This is a genomic window from Maribacter stanieri (assembly GCF_900112245.1).
Classification (GTDB): domain Bacteria; phylum Bacteroidota; class Bacteroidia; order Flavobacteriales; family Flavobacteriaceae; genus Maribacter; species Maribacter stanieri.
In genome coordinates this window covers 1,809,586-1,833,231 of record NZ_FOYX01000001.1, presented here as the reverse complement: position 1 = coordinate 1,833,231, position 23,646 = coordinate 1,809,586, and the positions used below count along the sequence as shown (strand labels likewise).

The 23,646-nt window shown below is 34.4% G+C and carries 23 protein-coding genes and 1 other RNA gene; 15 read left to right on the top strand and 9 right to left on the bottom strand.

All coding sequences use genetic code 11. From position 1 onward, the window contains the following. The first annotated feature begins 394 nt into the window (after window positions 1-394). Window positions 395-700, top strand: a complete 306-nt coding sequence (locus BM296_RS07935; RefSeq protein ID WP_091902563.1) for a hypothetical protein — start codon at window positions 395-397, stop codon at window positions 698-700. Between the two features lie 139 nt (window positions 701-839). Beyond that, window positions 840-1,583, top strand: coding sequence for a polyphosphate--glucose phosphotransferase (gene ppgK / locus BM296_RS07930; RefSeq protein ID WP_027064718.1), 744 nt, complete (start codon window positions 840-842; stop codon window positions 1,581-1,583). A gap of 72 nt (window positions 1,584-1,655) precedes the next feature. Here the strand turns inward: ppgK and BM296_RS07925 are convergent, their stop codons facing one another. The 6 genes from BM296_RS07925 to BM296_RS07900 all read right to left on the bottom strand — a co-directional run bounded on the left by BM296_RS07925 (window position 1,656) and on the right by BM296_RS07900 (window position 7,416). After that, window positions 1,656-2,555: a DUF6503 family protein gene (locus BM296_RS07925; RefSeq protein ID WP_091902562.1), complete on the bottom strand. Its 900-nt coding sequence runs from the start codon at window positions 2,553-2,555 to the stop codon at window positions 1,656-1,658. Window positions 2,556-2,590: 35 nt separating this feature from the next. Beyond that, window positions 2,591-3,379 carry an SDR family NAD(P)-dependent oxidoreductase gene (locus tag BM296_RS07920; protein WP_027064720.1) on the bottom strand — a complete coding sequence of 263 codons (789 nt, stop codon included), beginning with the start codon at window positions 3,377-3,379 and terminating at the stop codon, window positions 2,591-2,593. A gap of 293 nt (window positions 3,380-3,672) precedes the next feature. Beyond that, window positions 3,673-5,472: a translational GTPase TypA gene (gene typA / locus BM296_RS07915; RefSeq protein WP_027064721.1), complete on the bottom strand. Its 1,800-nt coding sequence runs from the start codon at window positions 5,470-5,472 to the stop codon at window positions 3,673-3,675. Window positions 5,473-5,577: 105 nt separating this feature from the next. Beyond that, window positions 5,578-6,123 carry a hypothetical protein gene (locus BM296_RS07910; protein WP_091902561.1) on the bottom strand — a complete coding sequence of 182 codons (546 nt, stop codon included), beginning with the start codon at window positions 6,121-6,123 and terminating at the stop codon, window positions 5,578-5,580. 52 nt (window positions 6,124-6,175) lie between these two features. After that, window positions 6,176-6,760 (bottom strand): hypothetical protein, encoded by a 585-nt coding sequence (locus tag BM296_RS07905; protein WP_091902560.1) that lies wholly within the window; start codon window positions 6,758-6,760, stop codon window positions 6,176-6,178. An 89-nt stretch (window positions 6,761-6,849) separates the two neighbouring features. Further along, window positions 6,850-7,416: a hypothetical protein gene (locus BM296_RS07900; protein WP_091902559.1), complete on the bottom strand. Its 567-nt coding sequence runs from the start codon at window positions 7,414-7,416 to the stop codon at window positions 6,850-6,852. Window positions 7,417-7,499: 83 nt separating this feature from the next. Between BM296_RS07900 and kdsA the strand changes: the two genes are divergently transcribed. Next, complete coding sequence (gene kdsA, locus BM296_RS07895) at window positions 7,500-8,318, top strand: 3-deoxy-8-phosphooctulonate synthase (RefSeq protein ID WP_091902558.1); 819 nt, start codon at window positions 7,500-7,502, stop codon at window positions 8,316-8,318. A 1-nt stretch (window position 8,319) separates the two neighbouring features. On the opposite strand, the gene BM296_RS07890 is transcribed toward kdsA, so the two are convergent. After that, window positions 8,320-8,697, bottom strand: a complete 378-nt coding sequence (locus tag BM296_RS07890; RefSeq protein ID WP_091902557.1) for a DUF1801 domain-containing protein — start codon at window positions 8,695-8,697, stop codon at window positions 8,320-8,322. Window positions 8,698-8,785: 88 nt separating this feature from the next. Between BM296_RS07890 and BM296_RS07885 the strand changes: the two genes are divergently transcribed. Beyond that, the gene (locus BM296_RS07885) at window positions 8,786-9,691 is read left to right on the top strand and encodes a phospholipase A (RefSeq protein WP_091902556.1); all 906 of its coding nucleotides are present in this window, start codon (window positions 8,786-8,788) and stop codon (window positions 9,689-9,691) included. Window positions 9,692-9,713: 22 nt separating this feature from the next. Here BM296_RS07885 and BM296_RS07880 read toward each other — a convergent pair whose 3' ends face one another. Further along, window positions 9,714-10,700: a helix-turn-helix domain-containing protein gene (locus BM296_RS07880; protein ID WP_091902555.1), complete on the bottom strand. Its 987-nt coding sequence runs from the start codon at window positions 10,698-10,700 to the stop codon at window positions 9,714-9,716. Between the two features lie 80 nt (window positions 10,701-10,780). Here BM296_RS07880 and BM296_RS07875 point away from each other — a divergent pair, with 80 nt between their 5' ends. From BM296_RS07875 to BM296_RS07830, 10 genes are all read left to right on the top strand, one after another. Beyond that, complete coding sequence (locus tag BM296_RS07875) at window positions 10,781-13,114, top strand: TonB-dependent receptor (protein WP_091902554.1); 2,334 nt, start codon at window positions 10,781-10,783, stop codon at window positions 13,112-13,114. Between the two features lie 88 nt (window positions 13,115-13,202). Next, window positions 13,203-13,922 carry a DUF4198 domain-containing protein gene (locus BM296_RS07870; RefSeq protein WP_091902553.1) on the top strand — a complete coding sequence of 240 codons (720 nt, stop codon included), beginning with the start codon at window positions 13,203-13,205 and terminating at the stop codon, window positions 13,920-13,922. A gap of 342 nt (window positions 13,923-14,264) precedes the next feature. Further along, on the top strand, window positions 14,265-14,564 hold the full coding sequence (locus tag BM296_RS07865) for a hypothetical protein (RefSeq protein ID WP_027064732.1): 300 nt from the start codon (window positions 14,265-14,267) through the stop codon (window positions 14,562-14,564). Further along, window positions 14,564-16,126: a PepSY-associated TM helix domain-containing protein gene (locus BM296_RS07860; protein WP_091902552.1), complete on the top strand. Its 1,563-nt coding sequence runs from the start codon at window positions 14,564-14,566 to the stop codon at window positions 16,124-16,126. Before BM296_RS07865 ends, BM296_RS07860 begins: the two co-directional genes overlap by 1 nt. A 79-nt stretch (window positions 16,127-16,205) precedes the next feature. Next, window positions 16,206-17,321 carry an Sb-PDE family phosphodiesterase gene (locus tag BM296_RS07855; RefSeq protein ID WP_091902551.1) on the top strand — a complete coding sequence of 372 codons (1,116 nt, stop codon included), beginning with the start codon at window positions 16,206-16,208 and terminating at the stop codon, window positions 17,319-17,321. Window positions 17,322-17,398: 77 nt separating this feature from the next. Beyond that, window positions 17,399-18,034 (top strand): hypothetical protein, encoded by a 636-nt coding sequence (locus BM296_RS07850; RefSeq protein WP_091902550.1) that lies wholly within the window; start codon window positions 17,399-17,401, stop codon window positions 18,032-18,034. 20 nt (window positions 18,035-18,054) lie between these two features. Then, complete coding sequence (locus BM296_RS07845; RefSeq protein ID WP_027064736.1) at window positions 18,055-18,345, top strand: winged helix-turn-helix domain-containing protein; 291 nt, start codon at window positions 18,055-18,057, stop codon at window positions 18,343-18,345. Between the two features lie 55 nt (window positions 18,346-18,400). Continuing rightward, window positions 18,401-18,853, top strand: a complete 453-nt coding sequence (locus tag BM296_RS07840; protein ID WP_027064737.1) for a hypothetical protein — start codon at window positions 18,401-18,403, stop codon at window positions 18,851-18,853. Between the two features lie 412 nt (window positions 18,854-19,265). Continuing rightward, window positions 19,266-20,666, top strand: a complete 1,401-nt coding sequence (locus BM296_RS07835) for a DUF4153 domain-containing protein (protein ID WP_091902549.1) — start codon at window positions 19,266-19,268, stop codon at window positions 20,664-20,666. 304 nt (window positions 20,667-20,970) lie between these two features. Continuing rightward, window positions 20,971-21,363: a ribosomal maturation YjgA family protein gene (locus tag BM296_RS07830; RefSeq protein WP_091902548.1), complete on the top strand. Its 393-nt coding sequence runs from the start codon at window positions 20,971-20,973 to the stop codon at window positions 21,361-21,363. A 9-nt stretch (window positions 21,364-21,372) separates the two neighbouring features. On the opposite strand, the gene BM296_RS07825 is transcribed toward BM296_RS07830, so the two are convergent. Beyond that, window positions 21,373-22,578, bottom strand: a complete 1,206-nt coding sequence (locus BM296_RS07825; RefSeq protein ID WP_091902547.1) for an NAD(P)-dependent oxidoreductase — start codon at window positions 22,576-22,578, stop codon at window positions 21,373-21,375. A 176-nt stretch (window positions 22,579-22,754) separates the two neighbouring features. On the opposite strand from BM296_RS07825, the gene ssrA reads away from it, so the two are divergent. Beyond that, window positions 22,755-23,155, top strand: a transfer-messenger RNA (tmRNA) gene (gene ssrA / locus BM296_RS07820). The last annotated feature ends 491 nt before the right edge of the window (window positions 23,156-23,646 follow it).

The window sequence follows — 23,646 nt, the reverse complement described above, 5'->3', positions numbered from 1 at the left end:
CATTTTTATAGACGCCAATTAAATTTTGAACCTTATCTGGTGACACTTGAGTCTGGGAATAACCTAATCGTGTTATCCCAAAAGAAACAAGTATCAAAACAACAAGTAGCTTAGGTAAATTATAGTTTTTCAATGGAGTGGTATTGATTAATTGGGTAAAGGTAGTATCTAATTATGCTACTTTATAGTCTAAACATCAATTATTTTATTGCAATAAATCAAAAATAGCCCACTGGTTTACAGTTCATTAAGTTTAAAAAAAACTTTCATAATAAAATGATAAATTTAATCGTTATTCAACTAATTAGATTTCATTTGTAACAACTTTTCAAGTCTCAAAAACAGGCTTGAAAACCGGGCAAAAAAAATCGAAAATTAACTTAACAAGCAAAAAATGAAATCACTTTTAATAGTATTGTTCGTAGCAGTTTCTTCGTTTACCACATTTGGTCAAGACACAGGTACCATGAATGCAACTTATGAAGGCTATAGCAATGGCATTTACTCTTTTACAGATGATGAAGGCGAAATTGTAGAATTCAATAATGTTACCAACGAAGTAAGCAGCAAGTACGATTTAACTAGTCAAAAATTTGTTGGTAGACAGTTTTCTATCACTTTTACAGTTGACTCTGAATTGGATGAAGACGATGAAGAAATTCAAGTTAGCACCATTGTAGACCTGCTAATGCCAGAATAAATAATCTAAAGGACCTAAACAGGTCCTTTTTTTATGTCCTATTTTAGTGGTAGTTTAAAGAAGTAAAACACACAAAACAATCTCACTTCAAAGAGCCGATTCTTTTTCGTTTCTTTGTAATTCATAACAAAAAAATAAAATGACTTTACTTGGTATTGATGTTGGTGGTTCTGGAATTAAAGGAGCTTTAGTTAATTCTGAAACCGGAGAAATGATCTCTGAGCGCTTTAGAATACCTACTCCCATACCTAGAACACCAGAAGCAATGACCGATGTAATTGCTGAAATTGTTGCACATTTTGACTACAAAGGTAAAGTTGGTTGTGGTTTTCCTACGATAATAAAAAATGGTGTTTGCAAAGCTACCGGTAATCTTCATAAAAGCTGGTTAGGTGTTAACGTTGAAGAATTGTTGGAGAAAAAGACCGGTTTAGATTTCACCGTTATCAATGATGCCGATGCCGCTGGTTATGCCACAATGAACTATGGTATCGGTAAAGGCGAAAAAGGTCTTGTTATTATGATAACCATAGGTACAGGCTTAGGTAGTGGGGCATTTTTAGATGGCAGATTGATTCCTAATTTTGAATTGGGTCAAATACCCTATAAAAAATATTCCAAGATTGAAAAATGGGCGGCTGGTTCGGCTAAAGATAAAGAAGGGCTATCTTATAAAAAATGGGGAAAAAGATTCAACACCTTTTTAGAATATGTTGAGTTGATTGTTTCTCCAGATTTAATTATTCTTGGTGGTGGAGCATCTAAAGATTTTAATGAATTTAAATCTAAAATTAAGATTGATACTAAGGTTATAGCAGCAGAACTTCAAAACCATGCTGGAATAATTGGCGCAGCGGTAGCATCGCTACATAAAGGAGAATAAGATAAATTACTTTTATAAAAAAAGCCTCAAAGATAACTTTGGGGCTTTTTTATGTTTAATATGTTGAAATAATTATTCAAGAATTTTAGCACCTTCAGGAGCATCAAAGAAATCTTTAGACAAATCCTTTTCAAAAGATACATCGGTGAAATCAATTTTGGTAATATAATCTCCAGGTTGATTGTCTTTTACTGTCCAATAGGTTTTAAAACCGCCTGGCATTGTAATACCATCTACAACTTGTTCTCCTATGAACTCAGTAAATTTTTCTGGCGCATGCCCGCCATCTTTAAAATATTGAGGATAAGAAACTATGTACCTCATAACCGCCAATTTATTAGATTCTTTGTTTACATATAGAATGTAATAATCATCTGGCGCATCACCAGTTTCAGCATCAAAAGTTACTTTGACTACGTTATACTCTTTCTCTTTGTAAGTAGTAGGCTCCAACAACTCTAAGTTCACACCTTCCCCACTCAAAACAAACGGATGACCAACAAACCATAACGGAGTTAGCGCCCAGAATTTAGTATCATAGGCAAATGCGGTACTATCTTTAGCTTTTACCCAAGCTTGTTCTCCTGTCCACCCAAATTTGGCAGAACTATCCGTAGCACTTGTATGCACAGATCTGTTACTCCATGTATCCACGGTTTGGTAACTATCTCTCGCTGTTTTACCATCTAAAGGTTGATAATTAAAACGAAAAGTAATTGGTCCGTTTGCGAACCAAGTATCCAATCCACCATGAGCCTCCATTGCATTCCATACAACTTTTCCTGCTTCAGAGCTATTTAGTTTTTCTTTAGCTTTTGCAACTCGCGAATTAACCCAAGATTCTGGGATAGAGATAACATCAGTTTCAGTTACCGATACATCAGTAGCTTTATTAACAGATTTAGGAGTTTCTTTACAGGATAAAATAACTGCAAATACTGATAAGAGTGAAAATTTGTAAAGTAATTTCATAGTTGTGTGCCGTTTAGTTTATTACCTAGTAGAGATCAGACGGCTTTATGATCTAAACTAGCAGTTTTACGTTCCTCATAATTCTGTGCCACCTGCTTATCTAGTTCTTCTGGTGCTTCAAAATTTAAGGTATTTTCTTTCAGTCGGTCATCACCGCCAAAAATAACTTGGATTTCTTTTTTTAATAAACCTTCTAATGATCGTTGTGCAACATAATCTGGGGCATCCATTTTTCTACCTGTAAATTTTTGCATCATTTCCGTATCCGTAGCGGTTGGAAAAGCACACGTAACCGAAATGTTAAAAGGAGCCAATTCTCTTCTCATAGAATCTGAAAACTGACGCACTGCAGCTTTTGTACTTCCGTACACGGCATAGAAAGGCATACCTATTAATCCTAATCCTGATGAAATATTTAAGATATAAGCATCTTCAGAGAATTTTAAAAGAGGGATACAGTATTTGGTCAATAACATTACTGCTGTGTAGTTTATGGCTACTTGATCATATAAGTCTTCATCTTGTATATCCTCTAAAGGACCTGCAGCTACAATACCTGCATTATTGATCAGTATATCTAAATGTCCCCATTTATCTTCTATACGTGCGGCAGCGTCTCTTAATACTTGAATATTTGCTACATCACCGGTTATTCTAATGAAATTGACATCTGCAAATTCTTCCGATAATAGCTTTAGATTCTTCTTGTCTCGAGCTATTACGGCAATATTGGTTACCCCTTTTTCAATAAGATATTCTACCATGCATTTACCAATGCCACGAGTACCTCCTGTAATAAGTACATTTTTACCTTTTAATTGCATACTATGTTTTTGTTTGAGTTGAGTTTAAATCGCACTTTAAATTAGATAAAAATCTATGCAGAAACGAAGAAAAACGAACGATGCAATCATTATTAAGAAAGTAGGAAAATCTATCTTAATTTTTTGCATTTTCCTTAATACAATAGCTTTAAATCTCATTAAATCAGCTTAGTAATAACCTCAATTGACAAACAATGGCCCAATACCAAAATTACACAACCAAAAAAGCCACCTAGAAAGGTGGCTTTTTTTATATAAAGTAAATAAAATCGCTTAAAAAAGGACTTTACTATTTATGCAATTTTATTACGCTTACGGTCATTTTCCGTAAGGTAAATTTTACGAAGACGTAAATGCTTAGGAGTAACCTCTACATATTCATCTTTCTGAATATATTCTAAAGCTTCTTCTAATGAAAACTTAATTGCTGGTACAATTTTAGCTTTATCATCCGCTCCTGAAGAACGTACGTTAGACATCTTTTTAGTTTTCGTAATGTTCACGGTCATATCATCTCCACGAGAGTTTTCTCCAATAACTTGACCTTCGTAAATATCTTCACCCGGATCAACGAAAAACTTACCACGATCCTGTAATTTATCAATAGAATAAGGAATAGCTTTTCCTTTTTCCATAGAAACTAAAGAACCATTCTGACGTTGAGGAATATCACCTTTCATTGGTTGATACTCTAAGAAACGGTGTGCCATAATAGCTTCACCAGCAGTAGCAGTCAATAATTGGTTACGAAGACCGATGATACCACGCGATGGAATTTGAAATTCACATAACATACGGTTACCTTTTGCTTCCATCTTAGTCATCTCACCCTTACGGATAGATACCATTTCAACAGCTCTACCTGAAACTTCTTCAGGTAAATCAATAGTTAAATGCTCAATAGGCTCACATTTAACACCGTCTATTTCTTTTATAATTACTTGTGGTTGTCCAATTTGCAATTCGTATCCTTCACGACGCATAGTTTCTATTAAAACAGAAAGGTGTAATACACCACGACCGAATACTAAAAACTTATCAGCACTATCAGTATCATTTACACGTAGGGCAAGGTTTTTCTCCAATTCCTTCGCCAAACGATCTTTAATATGTCTAGAAGTAACAAATTTACCATCTTGACCAAAGAATGGGCTATCGTTAATAGTAAACAACATACTCATTGTAGGCTCATCTATTGCGATAGTTTTTAACGCTTCTGGATTTTCTAAATCAGCAACGGTATCACCAATCTCAAAACCTTCAACACCAACTAAGGCACAAATATCACCAGTTTCAACTTCTTGTACTTTTTTACGGCCTAAACCTTCAAATACGTACAATTCTTTAATTTTAGATTTAACGATAGAACCGTCTCTCTTAACCAAAGATATAGCTTGACCTTCTTTTAAAGACCCTCTTTGTAATCTACCGATAGCAATTCTACCTGTAAATGAAGAGAAATCTAAAGAGGTAATTAACATTTGCGTATTTCCTTCTTTTGGTTCAAAAACAGGAATATGCTCGATAACCATATCTAATAATGGCTCTATGTTAGTTGTTTCGTTTTTCCAATCTTCGCTCATCCAGTTGTTCTTTGCAGAACCATAAACTGTAGGAAAGTCTAACTGCCATTCTTCAGCACCTAGTTCAAACATTAGATCAAAAACTTTTTCATGTACTTCTTCTGGAGTACAGTTTTCTTTATCAACTTTATTAATAACCAAACAAGGCTTTAATCCTAAATCAATCGCTTTCTGTAATACAAAACGAGTCTGCGGCATTGGTCCTTCAAAAGCATCTACCAACAACAAAACACCATCAGCCATGTTCAATACACGCTCTACTTCACCACCAAAATCGGCGTGACCAGGAGTATCGATAATATTTATCTTAGTATCCTTATATATAACGGAAACGTTCTTGGAAGTAATGGTAATACCACGTTCTCTTTCCAAGTCGTTATTATCCAAAATTAAATCACCTGTATTCTCGTTTTCACGAAACAAGCTACAGTGGTACATTATTTTGTCTACCAAGGTGGTCTTACCGTGGTCAACGTGCGCAATGATCGCAATATTCTTTGTAGTGGACATAAGGTCTATTTTAAGCGTGCAAAGATACTTTAAATATTAATAGTTGCACTTAAACTTTTGTTATTTTTATCTTATTGATTTTGAGAGAGTTCCCTTGAGCTTAGGCTACTTTTTTCTACCGCCAATTACCCAACCAAGTCTAGCATCTATTAAAACACCTGTATTTGCATCAAATTCATTAACAAAAATACCTGGTCCAAAGGCTAAACCAAAATAGAATCCCTTTTTGTAAGTACGCTGTAAACCATATGCTAAGACAATATTATAATAGTAATCTGAAGCATATTCTAAATTACCAATTATGGGTGTACCAAATTGCATTTGATTTAAAAATGAAATATAATTACCTGTGTTACCAGATATATTCTTGCCTTTTCTAAGCCTTCTATCGAAATTAATATACTGTCTAACTTCTGCAGCCAAGCCAGGAAAAAGTCCAAAATCAGTATCCCTACCAAATCCTCCGTTCAATGCAAAACCTAAAAAACCTTCCAAGTTCAATGTAGTTTTAGAGCCAACGCCAAATTCATAAGATACACCAGGTGCCAATGCGTTAATTTTAAAAAGTCCGTCCTCTACTAATTTCCCTGATTGTGCATTCACATAAAAAGCGGACAAAAGAATAACTAATAGAAAAATGACTTTTTTCATGTTGTAGTTTGTTTTGATATTATTTGGGATGTATATCAAATATTAGACCACGTTAATCAAAAGTTGGTTTTGTAGATTTTCTTTTTGTTGCTACCCATCCAAAATTTAAGTTTACCATAAAACCATGACCGTTATCCAAACCGTCACCCCTAAAATAACCATAACCAATTTCCCCATTAAAATTAAACCCCTTTCTATTGGTACGTTGCACGCCATACACTCCGCCATAGAAAGCAAAGGCATAGTTACTATTTCCGTCAGATATATTATCGGTAAACTGAACAGGTTCCCAGAAAATGCTGCGTGCAGGACCAAAGTAATTTGCAGAATTACCTACCGTATTCTTATTGACATCTAAACGCTCCTGAAAATTATGGTAATATCTTATTCTGGTATGCCAAGCAAAACCTAAAGCATAGCCTTCTTGGTATCTTGCAAATGCTGGAGTAAAACTGGTTGATGCACTTACATTTTTAAATAAGCCTAACTCATATCTAATACCAGGTCCAAGTAGATTAATTGTAAATTGATGGCGCTCTAGGTTGATGAGTCCGTTACCTTTTTCAGAAAAATCCCTAATCTGAGAATGTGCTGTCGTAATAGATAAGAATAGAAAAATCAGCGTAATTTTTTTCATATAGTTAGATTGATGTTGCAACTAAAACTACATGATTAAAAAAAAGTAACCACTTGATTTATAGAAATATTAAGAAATTACTTACGTGATTATCGACCTACACACCATCGTTTTTCACTAATTATAAAACCAATACTTAAGTTGGCAACAGGGTAAATACCACCTTCAAATTGCCCATCATAATATGCTGCCCCAACATCTACCGAAAAGTTAAACCCAGAATCATAACTACGCTGAATACCGGTTACCAAACCTGCATAACCAAAGGCACCTTTTACGTTCTCTGTACCAATTGTACGTGAACCCGGAAAAAATACAGCAACCGCAGGCGCTACATAATTGGCAGAATTACCGTAAATCTGTTTTCTTTTTCTTTGTCGTTTCTCAAAATTATAATAATACCTGTACTGTCCTGCAATGGCAGGAAAAACTCCCAACTCACTATACACATCTGGCAGTAATGGATCTAATGCCGCCTGAATACCAACCTTAATATCAAAAGTTGTATTGGCACCTAATGCCATTTCATACTCCAAACCCGGATTGATTATATTGATTTTCACCTGTCTCAATTCACAATTCTTACCAAATTGGGCACTGCCTTTATAAGCAAATAAGGCAAGTATAATTATAGGTAGGTACTTCTTAAAGTTCATTCCGATTTGGGTTTTCGACAATCTTATCCTAATAGAACAGTAAGCTGCTTAAAATAGTATCTTTGTTTAAAAATATTCGACGAATGAACTTATCTCTAATACCCCAAATAAAACACACAGATAGTAATAATTTCTTTCTTCTTTCTGGTCCTTGTGCCATTGAAGGTGAAGACATGGCAATGCGTATTGCAGAGCATATTGTAACCATAACCGATGAGCTTAAAATTCCTTATGTTTTTAAAGGAAGTTTCAAGAAAGCAAATCGTAGTAGGTTAGATTCATTTACGGGTATAGGCGATGAAAAAGCATTGAAAATACTAAGAAAAGTATCTGAAACATTTAAGGTGCCAACGGTTACCGATATACATACCGAGCAAGATGCCATCATGGCCGCAGAATATGTTGATGTGCTACAAATACCAGCTTTTTTAGCACGCCAAACAGATTTAGTGGTTGCTGCTGCTAACACAGGTAAAACGGTAAATATTAAAAAAGGGCAATTTATGAGTCCGGAGAGCATGAAACATGCTGTCAACAAAGTAACTGAAACTGGAAACGAGCAAGCTATAATTACCGATCGTGGAACCATGTTCGGTTATCAAGATATGATTGTAGATTTTAGAGGTGTACCGACCATGAAACAATATGCACCTGTAGTTTTAGATGTTACACATTCGTTACAACAGCCAAATCAAACTTCTGGTGTTACAGGAGGTAGACCAGCATTAATTGGTACTATGGCTCGTGCAGGTGTTGCCGCTGGTGTTGACGGACTTTTTATAGAAACTCATTTTGATTGTGCCAATGCAAAAAGTGATGGTGCCAATATGCTAGACTTAGGACTAATGAAAAAACTATTGACAGATTTAGTGGCGCTGAGAGCTGTGGTAAATCAATTTTAATTTATATGTCTTTTCGTTTGTAAAACCCATTTTTACGAACGGAATAAGCATCTTGTAAAACATCAATAAGAATCTCGTTATCAATATCTTCAAGGGTACTATAACGCAATGAACGTACTACTTTTCTGTTTTCAGAAATTAGTACGTTCAAATGTTTTGTAAGGTGTGCAGAGTTCCAGAAAGCAATATCCACAAATTGCTTTTTGTGTGATGCATTTAAATAGCAGATCGGAGATTTTCCAATATAAAAACAAGGAATATTCCATTTAAACTTTAACTCTACCTCTGGCAAAGTAGTTTCAATCATCATTTGTAAATGCATTAAAATACTCTTGTAAGGTTCGGGCTGATTAAAAATGTAGTTCTCTGCTGGTTTCATTATTAAATTGATTGTATTAATTTAAAATACGAATTCATTTACTAATACGCATTCAAATATATAATTTTGACTCCTTTAAAATTTATCGATGTTACATAAAACAACAACAGTTTTAATATTTGCTTTTATAATAACCTTCAGCCATCAATGTGTTTCGCAAGACGATCACGATCACAATTGGTATTTCAATAATAGTAAAAGTTTAAGTGAATTATGGGAACTAGATGATGAGCATCAACGTGGCACATTCATTCTTACTTCTTACAAACCTATATACATAACCGCCGCAAAATATTCTACCAACCCAAATGAATTTCCACAGGCAGAAAATTCAGATAAAGTTTTAGATGAGCCAAATAGCTTAAATGCTGTAGAATCAAAATTTCAGATTAGCCTAAAAACAAAAATTTTTCATGGTATGTTTGATGGTCGAATGGATTTATGGATGGGCTATTCGCAGACCGCTTATTGGCAAATTTATAACACAGAACGTTCAAGACCATTTAGAGAATTGAATTATCAACCCGAAATTATCGCCAACTTTCCTATTAAATTTAAATTACTTGGTTTTGATACCAAAATGGTTGGCGCTTCAGTCATACATGAATCTAACGGGCAGTCTGACCCAATTTCAAGAAGCTGGAACCGTATTGCCTTTCATGCTGCATTTGAGCGTGATAATTGGCAAGTAATGCTAAAACCTTGGATACGTATAGGAAGTAAAATTGATGACAACGAAAATATATCTGATTACGTTGGACGTGGCGAGGCTGATATCACTTATGATTGGGGTAGACAGCGTTTTAGAACAATAGCCAGACATTCGTTAAACTTAGGAGATAAGAGTCGCGGCAGTTTACAATTCACCTGGTCTTTTCCTATTTACGAGAACTTCAACGGGCATTTACAACTTTTTGATGGGTACGGAGAAACTCTCATTGATTATAACCATAGACAAACCACCTTTGGCATTGGAGTTTCTTTGATAAATTGATACTATTAACTTCACAAGATTACTACAAACTATTTTTAAATTTCTTTGGTGTTATACCTTCTTGACGTTTAAATGCTGCAGAGAAATGCGTGGCATTTTTGTAACCTATTTGTTCGGCGATCTCATAGATAGGTATATCTGTATTTAATAATAGAGATTTTGATTTTTCTATCTTTTTATCAATACTATATTCATGTACAGTTTTTCCAAAAACCCTTAAAAACTCTTTGTTTAAAACAGTTTTATTAATACCAACTTCTTTAGCCAATTCTGCTACGGAATAGTTAATGGCTAAATTCTCGTTAATACGTTTTTGAATACATAACAATTTCTTCAACACATTACTATTTTGAAAGGCATTATTACTAAGATGTTCATTTTTGTAATTGGAAACTTGAACGGCCAACATCTCAAAAACCTTTGCTTTTAAATAAATAAGTCTTGCCGTTCCTTCAAATCTCACCTTTTCAAAAGTTTCTAAAATAGACATCATTTCATTAGTTATGGGCAATATTAAATTATCATCTATAAGTTCTTTTAATTTTAAATCATTGAAAAAACCATGCTTAGCTAAAAATGAATTTGATAACTTCACCTTAACCTCTTTATATGTTTTATTTCCGGTAATCTTAGAGGTTCCTTCAAAAGATTTGATATTTGCCAAGTAAGAGTCTCCACTCTCTAAAAAAATATCATCACAATTTAAAATTGAAATTACTCGCTCACCCTCAATCAGAAAAGATAATTGCACAAAGTCGATTTTTAATTTCTGCTTTAAAACGACATCTCTCTTCAATTTAAATACCAGAGTAGATATAATTACATCTTCAAAATGTATTTCGTCAATACGTCCCTTACCATACTCCTCTTTAACATGATAGACCTTATGGTTCACCTCATTATTACCATTTTCTTTAACACAGTCCGCCAATTTATGATACGCAATTTCTTGCGACTCGGTTAAATCAACAATCTGCGCATCTGTAAAATTGCGTCTTTTTTTTACCATTTCACGTCATTTCTAATCCATGACTAGGTCATAAATTCGCATCAAACTTATTTAGACTAATTAAAAATAACAAATAATTCATGAAGAATATTTACACAATTCTGCTCTTTCTAATCGGCACCTCTTTCACTTTTGCACAAAGTGGTGACTTAAAAGGTACCGTTGTAGACCAAAACAACAACCCACTATCTAATGTTAATATTAGTATCTCCAAGACCAGTTTAGGAACAACCACTAACGCCAAAGGTAGATTTGAAATAAAGAATTTAGCTGCTGGTACATATACATTGACATTGTCTATCGTAGGTCATGTTTCTAAACAAATCTCAACTACCGTATTAGCCAATAAATCAATAGAAATAGTCACTGTTTCGCTACCAGAGCAAAGTGAACAACTTAATGAAGTAGTAGTAAAAGGGCATCATAACAAGTATGCCGTAAAAACCCCATCATCATCGTTACGCTTAAAAACAGAAATAGCCAAACTACCTCAGAACATTCAAATCATTAGTAGCGAACTACTACAAGACCAACAAGCTACAAGTATAATGGACGGGGTTATTAGAAATGTTTCTGGAGTTACACTTTTAGAGCACTGGGGGAATTTTGCTAGAGTAAATATGCGAGGTTTTAGGTTACCGGCATTTAGAAACGGATTTAATGTACAAGACACTTGGGGACCATTATCTGAAGATATGGCATTTGTAGATCAAATAGAATTTGTAAAAGGTCCTGCAGGTTTTATGATGTCTGCTGGCGAACCTGGCGGATTCTATAATGTGGTCACTAAAAAACCATCTGAAAAAACAATTAGACAAGTATCACTAATGGCAGGTAGTTTTGATAACTATCGAGCAACATTAGACCTTGGAGGAAAGGCTACCGAAAACGGGAAATTATTATATCGATTTAATGCCATGTACCAAACATCTGATAGTCATAGAGGTAATGAAGATGCTGAGCGTTACGGCTTTGCTCCTGCCCTAACCTACAATCTATCTCAAAAAACGTCTGTTACGGCAGAATTAAGTGTTCAACAAGCAGAAAGCTATATGGGAGCAGCCTATGTTTTTGCTCCGAATGAGGACGGTTACGGTAGTTTAGATCGAGATTTTAAATTTACAGATACGAATTACCCAGCTTCAGACATACAGGAAGTTACCTTTTTTGGAACCGTAAAACATGACTTTAATAAGGATTGGAGTTGGGAAACCAAATTTGGTTCTTTACGTTATAATCAAATAGGTAATTCTACTTGGGTGTGGTCAATGGAGCAAAATGGCGATGCAGTACGTTACATAAGTAATTGGGATGCGCTCTCTATAGGCAAGTACTTTCAAACTTATGTATCTGGAGCCTTTCAAACTGGTGGCGTAAGCCATAAACTATTAGGTGGATTCGATTATAGCCAAAAGGAATATTGGGCAGATTTCAATCAATTTGGTCTCACCGATATAGACCAACCATTTAATATTTATAATCCTGTATACGGAAACACAGAACTACCGGTATTCAACAAGTCTGTACCCGTTCAATATCGCGATAACATTTATAATTACGGTGGTATTAACCGCTCTGTTTATGTACAGGATGAAATTGGTTTTTTTAATGACAAGGCACGTTTAACACTTGCAGGTAGATATACCAATTTATTTACCCGGGGCAAAGATGAAACCGATTCAAAAATTACACCACGTATAGGTTTAAGTGTAAACATATTACCAAGTCTTACAGCATATGCCTTATACGACCGCTCATTTATTGGACAAAATGGAGTAAGCTTTACAGGAGAAACCTTTGATCCAGTTGATGCCAATGATATTGAAGGTGGTATTAAAAAGAGCTTTTTTGATGGTAGGTTAAGAACTTCATTAGGTGCATATCAAATCACCAAACAAAATGTACTGGTAACAGATCCAGAGAATCCTAACTTCTCAATACAGTTGGGTGAAATTCAATCTAAAGGTATAGAATTTGATTTGCAAGGTGAGATTACGCCTGAATTAAACGTTATACTAAATTACGCCAATACAAATGTTGAAATTACAGAAGACACCAACCCTGAAAATATAGCACAACGTGTAGCTGGGCATGCAAAGCATTTAACAAATGGCTGGCTTAATTATAAATTTCCAGAAATATCCAAGCTTCAAGGTTTTGGTGCTTCTTTAGGCTACCAATATCAAATTGATCGTTCTACATGGTCATGGGGTGCAGATAATGAATCTCAATTACCCGATTACTTTAGACTAGATGGCGCACTCTCCTGGAGCAATGATCAGTTTAGAGTTCAGTTTAACGTGAACAACCTTTTAAATGAATACTTGTATTCCGGATCTAATTATGCCACTTATTTATACTGGCAATCAGAACCCGGCATCAATGGTAGGGTAACAGTAACCTATAATTTCTAGAAAAACATATTAATTAATTCTTGTTGAGTTAGTGCAATCCGGTTATCCCTCGGCAAAATGCCGAGGGTTTAACCATAAATAAATAATCATGAAAAAAATAATAATTACGATTTCCCTACTTCTATTCACCATTTCACCAATGTTTGCCCACTATTTATGGCTAGAAACCGACCGAACCGGCAGCTTACAAAAAGAACAAGAAGTTAGGGTCTATTTTGGCGAATACACTCACGGAGTTATTGAGAAAGTAAAAGGGGATAATTTTCCGTCAGTTGCAAAATTCAATTTGTGGCTTATACAGCCAGATGGTTCAAAAAAAGTTTTAAAAACTACTGCGAAAGAAGATTACTATGTAGCCTATTTCATTCCAAAAGCTAATGGAACTTATACAGTAGCATTAAATAATGACAATATTGAAGTACTGGATTATACAGAATGGGATTTTGGCATCTTCAAAACCCATTATCAATCTACCGCCAAAGTACAGGTGGGTAATATAATAGCCGATACCAAAACCTTAAATACTGACGGCATAGTAATAAAGGAATTAAAGAGCACCAATGGTGAAATTAAATTACAAGTGCTTTTTAAAGGAAAACCTTTGACTAAAAATGAGTTTCAAATATATGTGTCAGATTTATGGAGTAAAACTCTTGAAACAGATGATAATGGTGAAGTAAGCTTTCAATTACCATGGAATACTAAGTACACTATGGAAACTGTTTATGAAGAAAGAGTCCCAGGTTCCTATAATGGAAAAGATTATGAATTTGTTTGGCATTGTGCTACTTATTGTATCAACCAGTAAAAACAGAGATGATAACTATAATTCTATTATTAACCTTTACCGGATTTTATACTTGTTACGCAACAACAAAAAGGCAAAAGGTGCCCATAAATTTAAAAATAGAAACTTGGTGCCTTAAAAAAAGTACCCAAGCCAATGCAATAGGCTCTATATTAATTTTTATCGCCTGTGCCCTTTCCATATATAAATTTGGATGGGGCTCGGGCATTTTTACCTATTTAATTTTCTTAATGACCGTGGCAAGTCTCATAATACTATTGCAGCCACTTCATCTTATTACCTACAAAACAATAAGCCTAACCTTACTACTAATTTTCCTAATGGAATTCTCATTTTTTTAATATGCCCGCTAATTCAAAATATCTGAATCCGTCTTTTTGGCCTCGCTTTTCTAAAATTACGGCTGCCATTATAGGTGGTTTTATCGTTTCAATACTTTTTCACTTGGCCATTGCCAGTTGGTTAGACCATGTTGATGTAATAATTACCAGCACTTACAGCGCTATAATACTTTGGGTCTGCTTAATGATTATAGCTTTTTTGGCTAAAAACGGATGGAAAATTTGGGGTATTTACGTTATAACCTCCATTATACTGGCAATAATAATGTTTTACGGTAAAGCTCTAAACCCTCTTATATAATGTCTAAAAGAACATATAACATTTTATTTCATTTACATACGGTTAGTGGCATTGTAATAAGTGTAGCACTCTATGTAATTTTCTTCACTGGCTCCTTTTCCTTTTTTAGAGATGAAATTGTTAATTGGGAGCGCGGCCACACGGTTAAAGCGCCAGAAGAAATAAACTTAGATTTTGATGAGACCTTGGAGCAAATGTCCAAGGAAAGAAACTTGTTTGGTCGAGACATTGAGTTTAAGCAGTACTACAATGAACAACATATTGGTGTAAACTTAGGAGCTTCAAAAGATACTTTACTTACCAAAGAAAAAGCTGCAGGTGCATTTTACTATTTAAATACAGATGACAAATCTACTACTGATTATGCTACCTCCTACTCATTAGGCGAATTCCTATATCGTTTACATTTTTTCGCTCAAATGCCACACCCGTTCGGGTATTACCTATCTGGTTTTGTAGCCCTATTTTTCTTGTTCGCATTAATTACCGGCATAGTGGTCCATTGGGATAAAATTATTTCCAACTTTTATGTTTTCAGACCAATGACTAAGTTAAAAACAGTTTGGACAGATGCACATACTGCATTAGGTGTTATTGGTTTTCCGTTTCAATTGGTATATGCAGTTACAGGAACTTTTTTTATGTTAAAAATACTTTTGGTGGCACCTACGGTATTAGCGCTATATGATGGCGATGATAAAAAACTATATGAAGATTTAGAATATGCGCATCCACATTTCGAATTTCAAAATACGCCTATAAATAAATCAATAAATATTAATAGCTACGTAAAACAAGTAAAGTCTAAATGGAATAATTTTAATGTGAACGAAGTTCATATTTTCAATTATGGAGATAAAGGGATGCATGTATCTGTTAGTGGAAATCTAGATTATAAAAATAAAATTAACGGCTACGGATATACCATATATAATGTAACAGACGGTAGTATATATGGTATTAAAGACCCTACCCAAAAAACATCTTACTTAGATGCGGTTAAAGGTATCTTCTATCGATTGCACTTTGGTGATTATGGTGGATATGGGTTGCGCATCATTTCATTTTTACTAGGTCTTATTGGTTGTTTCGTAATACTGAGCGGTGTACTTATATGGTTGACCGCCAGAAACAAGAAAAATATTCCCGTTAAAAAAAGAAAATTCAATGAGGCAGTAGTCAGGTACTATTTAGCCATTTGTTTAAGTATGTACCCTATAACAGCTTTATCATTTATATTAGTTAAAGTGGTGAATCCTGCGGGAATGAGCCTTCTCTACCAGTTTTATTTTATAGGGTGGTTATTGATTTCTATTTTCTTCATATTAAAAAAAGACAATTATCTCACCAATACCTACAGTTTACTTTCTGGCAGTATAATTGGCTTAAGCATACCAATTGTGAATGGTATCTGTACAGGCAATTGGATATGGGTAAGCTTTGAAAAGGGATATGACCAAATTTTGTTCATAGATATTTTTTGGATTGTTATTGGCATAGTTGGTCTGCTCATTTTTAGCAAAATTATTAAGACTCAGAAAAATAATAGCATCAATAAATAACCATTTATTAATCTATAGTAAACACCTCATTTATAGATAGGCGAGTCGATTTTCATACATTTGGATAAATAACCGACTCATGAAAACTCGACTTGCCTTTCTTTATTTCTTATTAATCTCCTTTTCTATTCTAGCACAAGAGCATAAGCATAGCAGTGCACGACCTCTAAATTTTCCAGATATACCAGGGTATAAAAGTCTAAAGACAGATTTACATATTCATACCGTTTTCTCAGATGGATATGTTTGGCCTAATATTAGAGTGATGGAGGCACTACGAGATAACTTGGATGCTATTTCATTAACTGAACATTTAGAATATCAACCACACTTAACTGACATTCCGCATCCAGATAGAAACCGTTCTTATACTATTGCTATGGCGGAAGCCAAGGAGCATGATTTAATGATTGTTCATGGATCAGAAATCACGAGAAGCGAACCTGCGGGTCACAATAATGCCGTTTTTATAAAAGATGCAAATCCTATTTTACAAGACAAGGCAGAAGATGCTTTTATGGAAGCCAAAAAACAAGGTGCTTTTGTATTTTGGAACCATCCGGCATGGTATAATCAATCTCCAAAAGGAAATCCTATATTCAGCGACTTTCAAAAAGAACGCTTAAAAAAGGGTGAATTACACGGAATAGAAGTAATCAATTCTGTGGATTATGCTCAAGAATCATTAGCGTTAGCTTTAGAACATAATCTAACCATAATGGGTACCAGTGACATTCACGGACTCATAGATTGGGATTATACTGAAAAAGGCAACCAACGACCAATTACGCTGGTATTTGCAAAGGAAAGGAGCATAGAAAGTATGCAAGAAGCGCTATTTGCAGGAAGAACAGTTGCGGTGTACAATGACCTAATGGTTGGTAAGGAAGAATTTTTAATTCCGCTTTTAGAGCAAAGCCTGATAGTTGAAAAAGCCAGTTATGCCAACAACACACATGTACTTCTTCTAGAAGTAAAAAATATTACCAGTAGTGACCTTCTTTTTGAAAATGAATCTGAATACACTTTTTACGACAACTCACCTGTATTTGAAATTAAAGCCGGCGAAACAAAAAAAATATCCCTTAAAACATTAGAAAATAAGCGCGAAGTCTTATTAAAACTAAAAGCACTAGGTTGTTTTACAGCGCCAAAACAACAACCTACAATTTCATACAGCATTACGGTTAAGTAGTAAAAATCATTTTTTTTTAAAATCTATAGTGCTGAATTCCATATTTAATTTAACTTTGTATTTCAAAGTACTTTAATATGGAGGCAAATAAGTATCTAAACGATATTACCGAAATCAAGAATTTAATGAATCGTTCTTCACGATTTATTTCTCTAAGTGGCCTATCTGGTATTCTAGCTGGCGTATACGCGTTAATAGGTGCAGGATTAGCATACACTAGGTTAAAAAGTTTTTCTACCAGCAACTATGATGGTCTTTCTGGAAGAAGCACCTCTCTTTGGGGAACTGATGTGGTTAAAGATTTAACAATCATCGCAACTGCCGTTTTAGTTTTAGCTGCATTTACCGGATTTATAATGACCTTAAGAAAAGCCAAAAAAAGTGGCGAGAAAATTTGGGACAGCACAAGTAAACGACTGGTATTTAACTTTCTAATTCCTTTAGTTGTCGGTGGTTTTTTCTGCCTAGTATTAATGCAACAGGGTATTGCCGGTCTCGTTGCTCCTGCGACGCTTATATTTTATGGTCTGGCTTGTGTAAATGCAAGCAAGTATACCATGGGCGATGTACGTTATATGGGTTTAGCTTTTATAGCAATTGGATTGATTAATACTCAGTTTATAGGATATGGATTGTATTTTTGGGCTTTAGGGTTTGGCGTTTGCCATATTCTATATGGTGGATTAATGTATTATAAGTATGATAGAAATTAAGATTAGTTAGCTATTGATATATGAGTTTAATTGACAACATAAATAAAGCTTTTGACCACCGAATACGATTGGGCATAATGTCTATTCTAATGGTGAACGATTATGCTGATTTTAAAATGTTGAAGGAACTGTTAGGTGCAACCGACGGCAATTTAGCCAGTCACACCAAAGCGCTCGAAAAAGAGGAATATATAAAAGTGGAAAAGCAATTTATTGGTCGTAAACCAAACACACGTTATTCTGCCACCCCACTTGGCAAAGCACAATTTAAGAAGCATATTAATGCTTTAGAAAAACTCATAGGTAAGTAATATATTTTTTTATCATTTTACTTTGAATTTCAAAGTACTTTTAAAATAATAAATAATGAGAGCAACCGTTTTAGAAAAATTATATGATTGGAGCGTGACACCCTATCAATACTTCAAGAAAAATGAAGCTTGGCAATATAATGCTGAAGTGCTAAAAGAGTATCCAAGCAACTCGTTAGGCTATCATATGGGTGAATTTCTTATTGCCAATAACTTTCAGTTACAAGAAAAACTAGAGAGTCATGATGTATTTCATGTACTCACGAACACGGGAACTACGGTACCCGAAGAAATAAGCATGCAGTTCTATTTATTGGGAAATGGAAAAAGAAGTCTTTACCTATTTACCGTAATATTAATAGGTTCTATTCTATATCCGGAGTATTGGAGATTCTTCAAATCGAAATACACACTTGGAAAATCTGCACTACCCTTTCATCAATTAGAGTTTCAGAAGCTGCTGCATCAACCCATCCAACGAATAAAATCCACATTTTTAATTCCATAAATCCTACAATAATGAAAACAAAATTTACACACTCAATTAATTATATAGCTGTATTGACTGCAATAATCAGCTTTATTCTTGGTACTGTTTTACTCCTATTATTTAAAACAACTGGTGATTCCTATTTTGTAAGAATAGGTTACTTGTACACGATTCTAGCTACTTTTACCAATACAATTTTACTTCTCCTCATAGTAATAAATAGCATACGGTACTACAAAGACTGCACCGAACACATTAGTACCATGCTCATTGTTATAGTCAATATACCCATTACTATTTTTTACCTAAATCTTTTATAGGTTATAACAAACAATTTCGACAACTATCTGCAAGCCTAATACTTGTATTCATATTCAAAAAGATACTGAGATAACTTTAATCATTAACGACCTTTTAAATACATCATATTATGAATATTCATATAAAATCAATCTTATCTGCCTTAGCCTTCAGTTTATTATTCTACAGTAAAAGCTTTGGTCTAAATCTATTCTTAATATCAATTTTAGTGGTAGTGCTTGTCTCTACCTTAAAAGAAACTAGAGCCATGTCTTGGGGCTATGCACTTACCTATATTTTAACTTCCATCTTTATTCTTATTAACCCAACGGGGTTTACCGTATTTGTTCATTTCATGGCATTGATGGTGTTCATAGGAAAGTCCATATCAAGCAAAACCTCATTATACCTTTCTTGGTTACTTGGGTTTACTAATTTATTGGTTGCGTCTATCGCAAATTTCATTCAAAGACAAAATTCAGAAGAAGAAAAAGATACAAAGAAAGAGACTTCACCAAAACTGTTGAACCGCTTAAAAGGTGGCTTCTTTGCTGGTATTCTACTAATCTTATTTGCCACGCTTTATAAGAATGCGAATCCTGTTTTTGAAAATCTGGTAGACCAAATCTCTTTTGACTTTATTAGTTTCCCTTGGGTATTCTTCACATTTCTGGGGTATGTTATATTTCTAAACATTTTACGTCCGTTAGATGCACAAGAATTAATAGCAGTTGATGTATCTCAGAAAAACGAATTGGAGACTCCGACCGAAATAGAAATAATAGGTCAAAAAAAGCAACTTGAAAGTGAGCATACCTTAGGCTCATTTATTTTTATCGCCCTTAATTTTTTACTGGTATTCTTTTTAGTAACCGACGGAATTTACCTATTCCAAAAAGGCGATATTTCTAATGCAGAATATTCGGCATCTGTTCATCAAGGTGTCTATGCCCTAATGTTTTCGATAGTGTTAGCAATTATTTTAATTCTTTATTTCTTTAGAGGAAACCTCAATTTTTATAAAGAGAATACGCAAATAAAAACGCTAACCTATGTTTGGATCTCTTTAAATATTATACTAATTGTCTTTACATCTTACAAGAACTTTACCTATGTTGAAGCCTTAGGTCTTACTTATAAACGCATTGGTGTTTTCGTATATCTGCTACTTACCCTTACCGGATTAATTACAGCCTATATTAAAGTAGCGGAAATAAAAAGCTTTGTTTATTTAGTACGCACCAATATCGCCACAGTGTTTACTTTCTTAGTACTAAGCGCTGCAGTGCCGTGGGATAAAACAATTACGTATTTTAATTTAAGTACACTAGAAAATCCAGATATTCATTACCTCATCGATTTAGGGGATACCAATAGCATTCAATTATATAACTATGCTAAAGAGAAAGAAGTTAATTATGATCTTAACATTAGTATTCTAGAAAAACACGAAGAATATATCACCTTACAATCAGAAAAAACATGGCAAGAATATACGTTTGCCCAACTAGCTAAAAACGATACCAAATAATGGTTTTATTTAAACATAAATGGAACCGTAGAATTTTGAGAGTAGTTTCATTGTATTTCCTAGTCTCGACCTTACTACTGTGTATTGCCTTAATACCAGAAAATGAAATCACCACCGTTATAGGAATTATGTTATATCTCAGCTATATCATCGTTACCTGTATAGCGTTGATTATAATTTTGGTAAATGTTCTTAGTAATTCGAAGGATATACAAGAGCATACCATGGTGCTTGTCTTACTGATTATGAATTACCCAATAAGTATGCTTTATATCTATTTAATAAACGCTTAAACTTTCAACACATGAAATTCAAATTTAACCACATTTATTTTATATACTTTCTTGCACTGCTGGGAATCGAAATCTTAATTGCCGTGTTTTTAAAATCAGGCTTTATTCGACACACATTCGGAGATTACCTTGTGGTCATTCTTATGTTTTACTTTTTTAAATCTTTCGTGAAGGCAAATGATATTACCCTGGGCATTATCACTTTACTTATAGCGTATGCAATTGAATTTTTGCAGCTTACCAATATGTTAAGCTACTTTGGGGTGGAACAATCTAAATGGGCAAACTTAATCTTCGGAAACTATTTTAGCATTCAAGATTTACTGGCATATACTTTAGGTATACTTACCGTAACCAGTTTAGAATTCAAAAAACGATTTCAATTAAAATATTTTAAAAAGTAAAACCTAAGTTTATTCTTTACCATCAACATAGTCTTGAAGATATGAATAACGTTCTGTCAGCTTCCCGTTTTGCGTCATACGAGCTCTTTCAAGTACACCATCTTTATCTTCGTTAAAAAAGGCAGGAATTACATTTTTAATAAATGCCTCACCAAAACCTTCACTTGCATCTCTAGGTAATTCACACGGTAAATTATCAACTGCCATAACAGCAATTGCTTCAGGTTTTTTGAAATCAGCTTCAGATTCCGTCATAGCATCATATCCATAAATTGGATCAGCAATGGTTGAAGGGCGTATGGTAGAAGCAACCGGTCCATCAATATCACAACTAATATCGGCAACTACACGAATTTTAAAATCTTGATGCTTGGCATCTTCCCTTGTAAATAAATATGGAGAACCTTGTCCAAAAAAATGTCCGGCAATATAGAAATCCGTCACCTTTGCAAAACGAAAGAAATTAGATTTATACTCCTCTGGGTTTGCAAAAAAATTCGCTTTATTACCACGAACACCATCTTTACGCTTATTATATTCACCAGCGTCTATTTGGCAGTACACTGGTTCTTTGAACTCCTCTTCCAAATAATCAGCAACTGTCACTCTGCGCATACCCATTCCGTCTAACATTTCTCTTGCGCCATTACCTACTCTACCCCTACCAGTTAACAATACTTTTATATTCGGTAATTTGAGATTCTTAAGTTCGGCAATTAATGCAGCTTGGTCAGCCAGGTCATTGGCTTTTGGCAAAGTGAACACATTATATTTGAGTCCGTATGCTCTGAATCCGTTATACGCCCCAACAATACCTGCATATCTACCAAATGCAACAACACGTTGTTCTTGCATGTTGGTAATAACCTCATGGTCATACATTTCTATATTCTTTTCTAAAATAGCACGTAACAAATCTCTATTGTACGGCTGCTTTTTTATAGTATGCGAAAAGAAGAAATACTTCTTATTGGGAATAAGGGAATCAATTGGCACTTCTTTAACTCCTAAAAGAACATCACAATTATCCATTTCACTGGCAACAGTAATACCTAATTGCTTATAATCCTCATCGGCATAAGCACGAATAGGAGATGGCTCAACAATTATTTGTGCCTTTGTATGCGTTTTTAAGACTTTTTGACATGCTTTTGGAGATAGAACAACCCTCTTATCTGGTGGATCCTTACGTTCTCTGATGATTCCGAACTTCATATAGGTTTGGTATAAATATTGTACTAAAATATGCAATTAGAAACACTTGGCTTCGGTCAAAATAAAAATTATAGGGGATCGTAAAGTTTTGTTAGCTTTGCTGCCCGCTATTTAATAGTTGAAGTCGATTAATTTGATGCAGCTATTATTTAGATTAGGAAGTTCTTTTACATTTTGGGGCCGACCGGTTTTGACAGCGAGACCAGTTGGAATGTAAGCATGTCGAGCGCTGGGAAACAGCTCGTTAATCTCATTTTTCACACTTTTAATTGGCGAAAATAATTACGCTCTTGCCGCTTAATCTGAATTATAGTAGGATTTAGCCTCGTCCCTACCAGGTAGGGAAGCGAGATGTTCCTGAATAGCCCTTGTTGATGGCGATTCTTATAGGAGCACCAGAAAAGTCAACATAAGGGTGTCCGCTCACTTTGGCGACACCACCAAAATCTTAAGAAGATAAGTGTGTATTAGGCGGTTTCTGGTCAGGTACGCATCGAAAATCAATCAGATTCTAAGCATGTAGAAAGCATTTTAATTGCTTGTTTGGACGAGGGTTCGAATCCCTCCGGCTCCACTTATATAGCCCTGTAGACTAACGTTTACGGGGTTTTTTGTTTTTTACTGTACGGTTTATGTACGGCTCTACATTAAATAAGTCAAGAAAGCTATGCGAACATTATAAAAATAGTGGTGTAGTGGAAGACTTAAAAAGTTATTTATAGTTGTAGTTTAATATTATATCTTTTTAAAACTTTTCAAAATAATTATATATATAATAGAAATACTATATATAAATAACTTTTTAGAACCTCCACTCTACCACTTTCTTTTTTCGTATGACTAGAATCTCTAGGCGCAAAATTTAGGTTTACCTATAAAATCCGCCTCCGTTGGCGTACCCCCTCCCCTTAAATTCTATTACCCCACTAATCTACTAGGGTTTTAAATATAGAACAAAATGTATAAAATGTACTACTTTTAGGGCATGGTCTAAACACAATACATTTTTATGCGATTGATCGGATGGATTTACGCTTTAACGAATATACTGATAATACCCACCCTAAA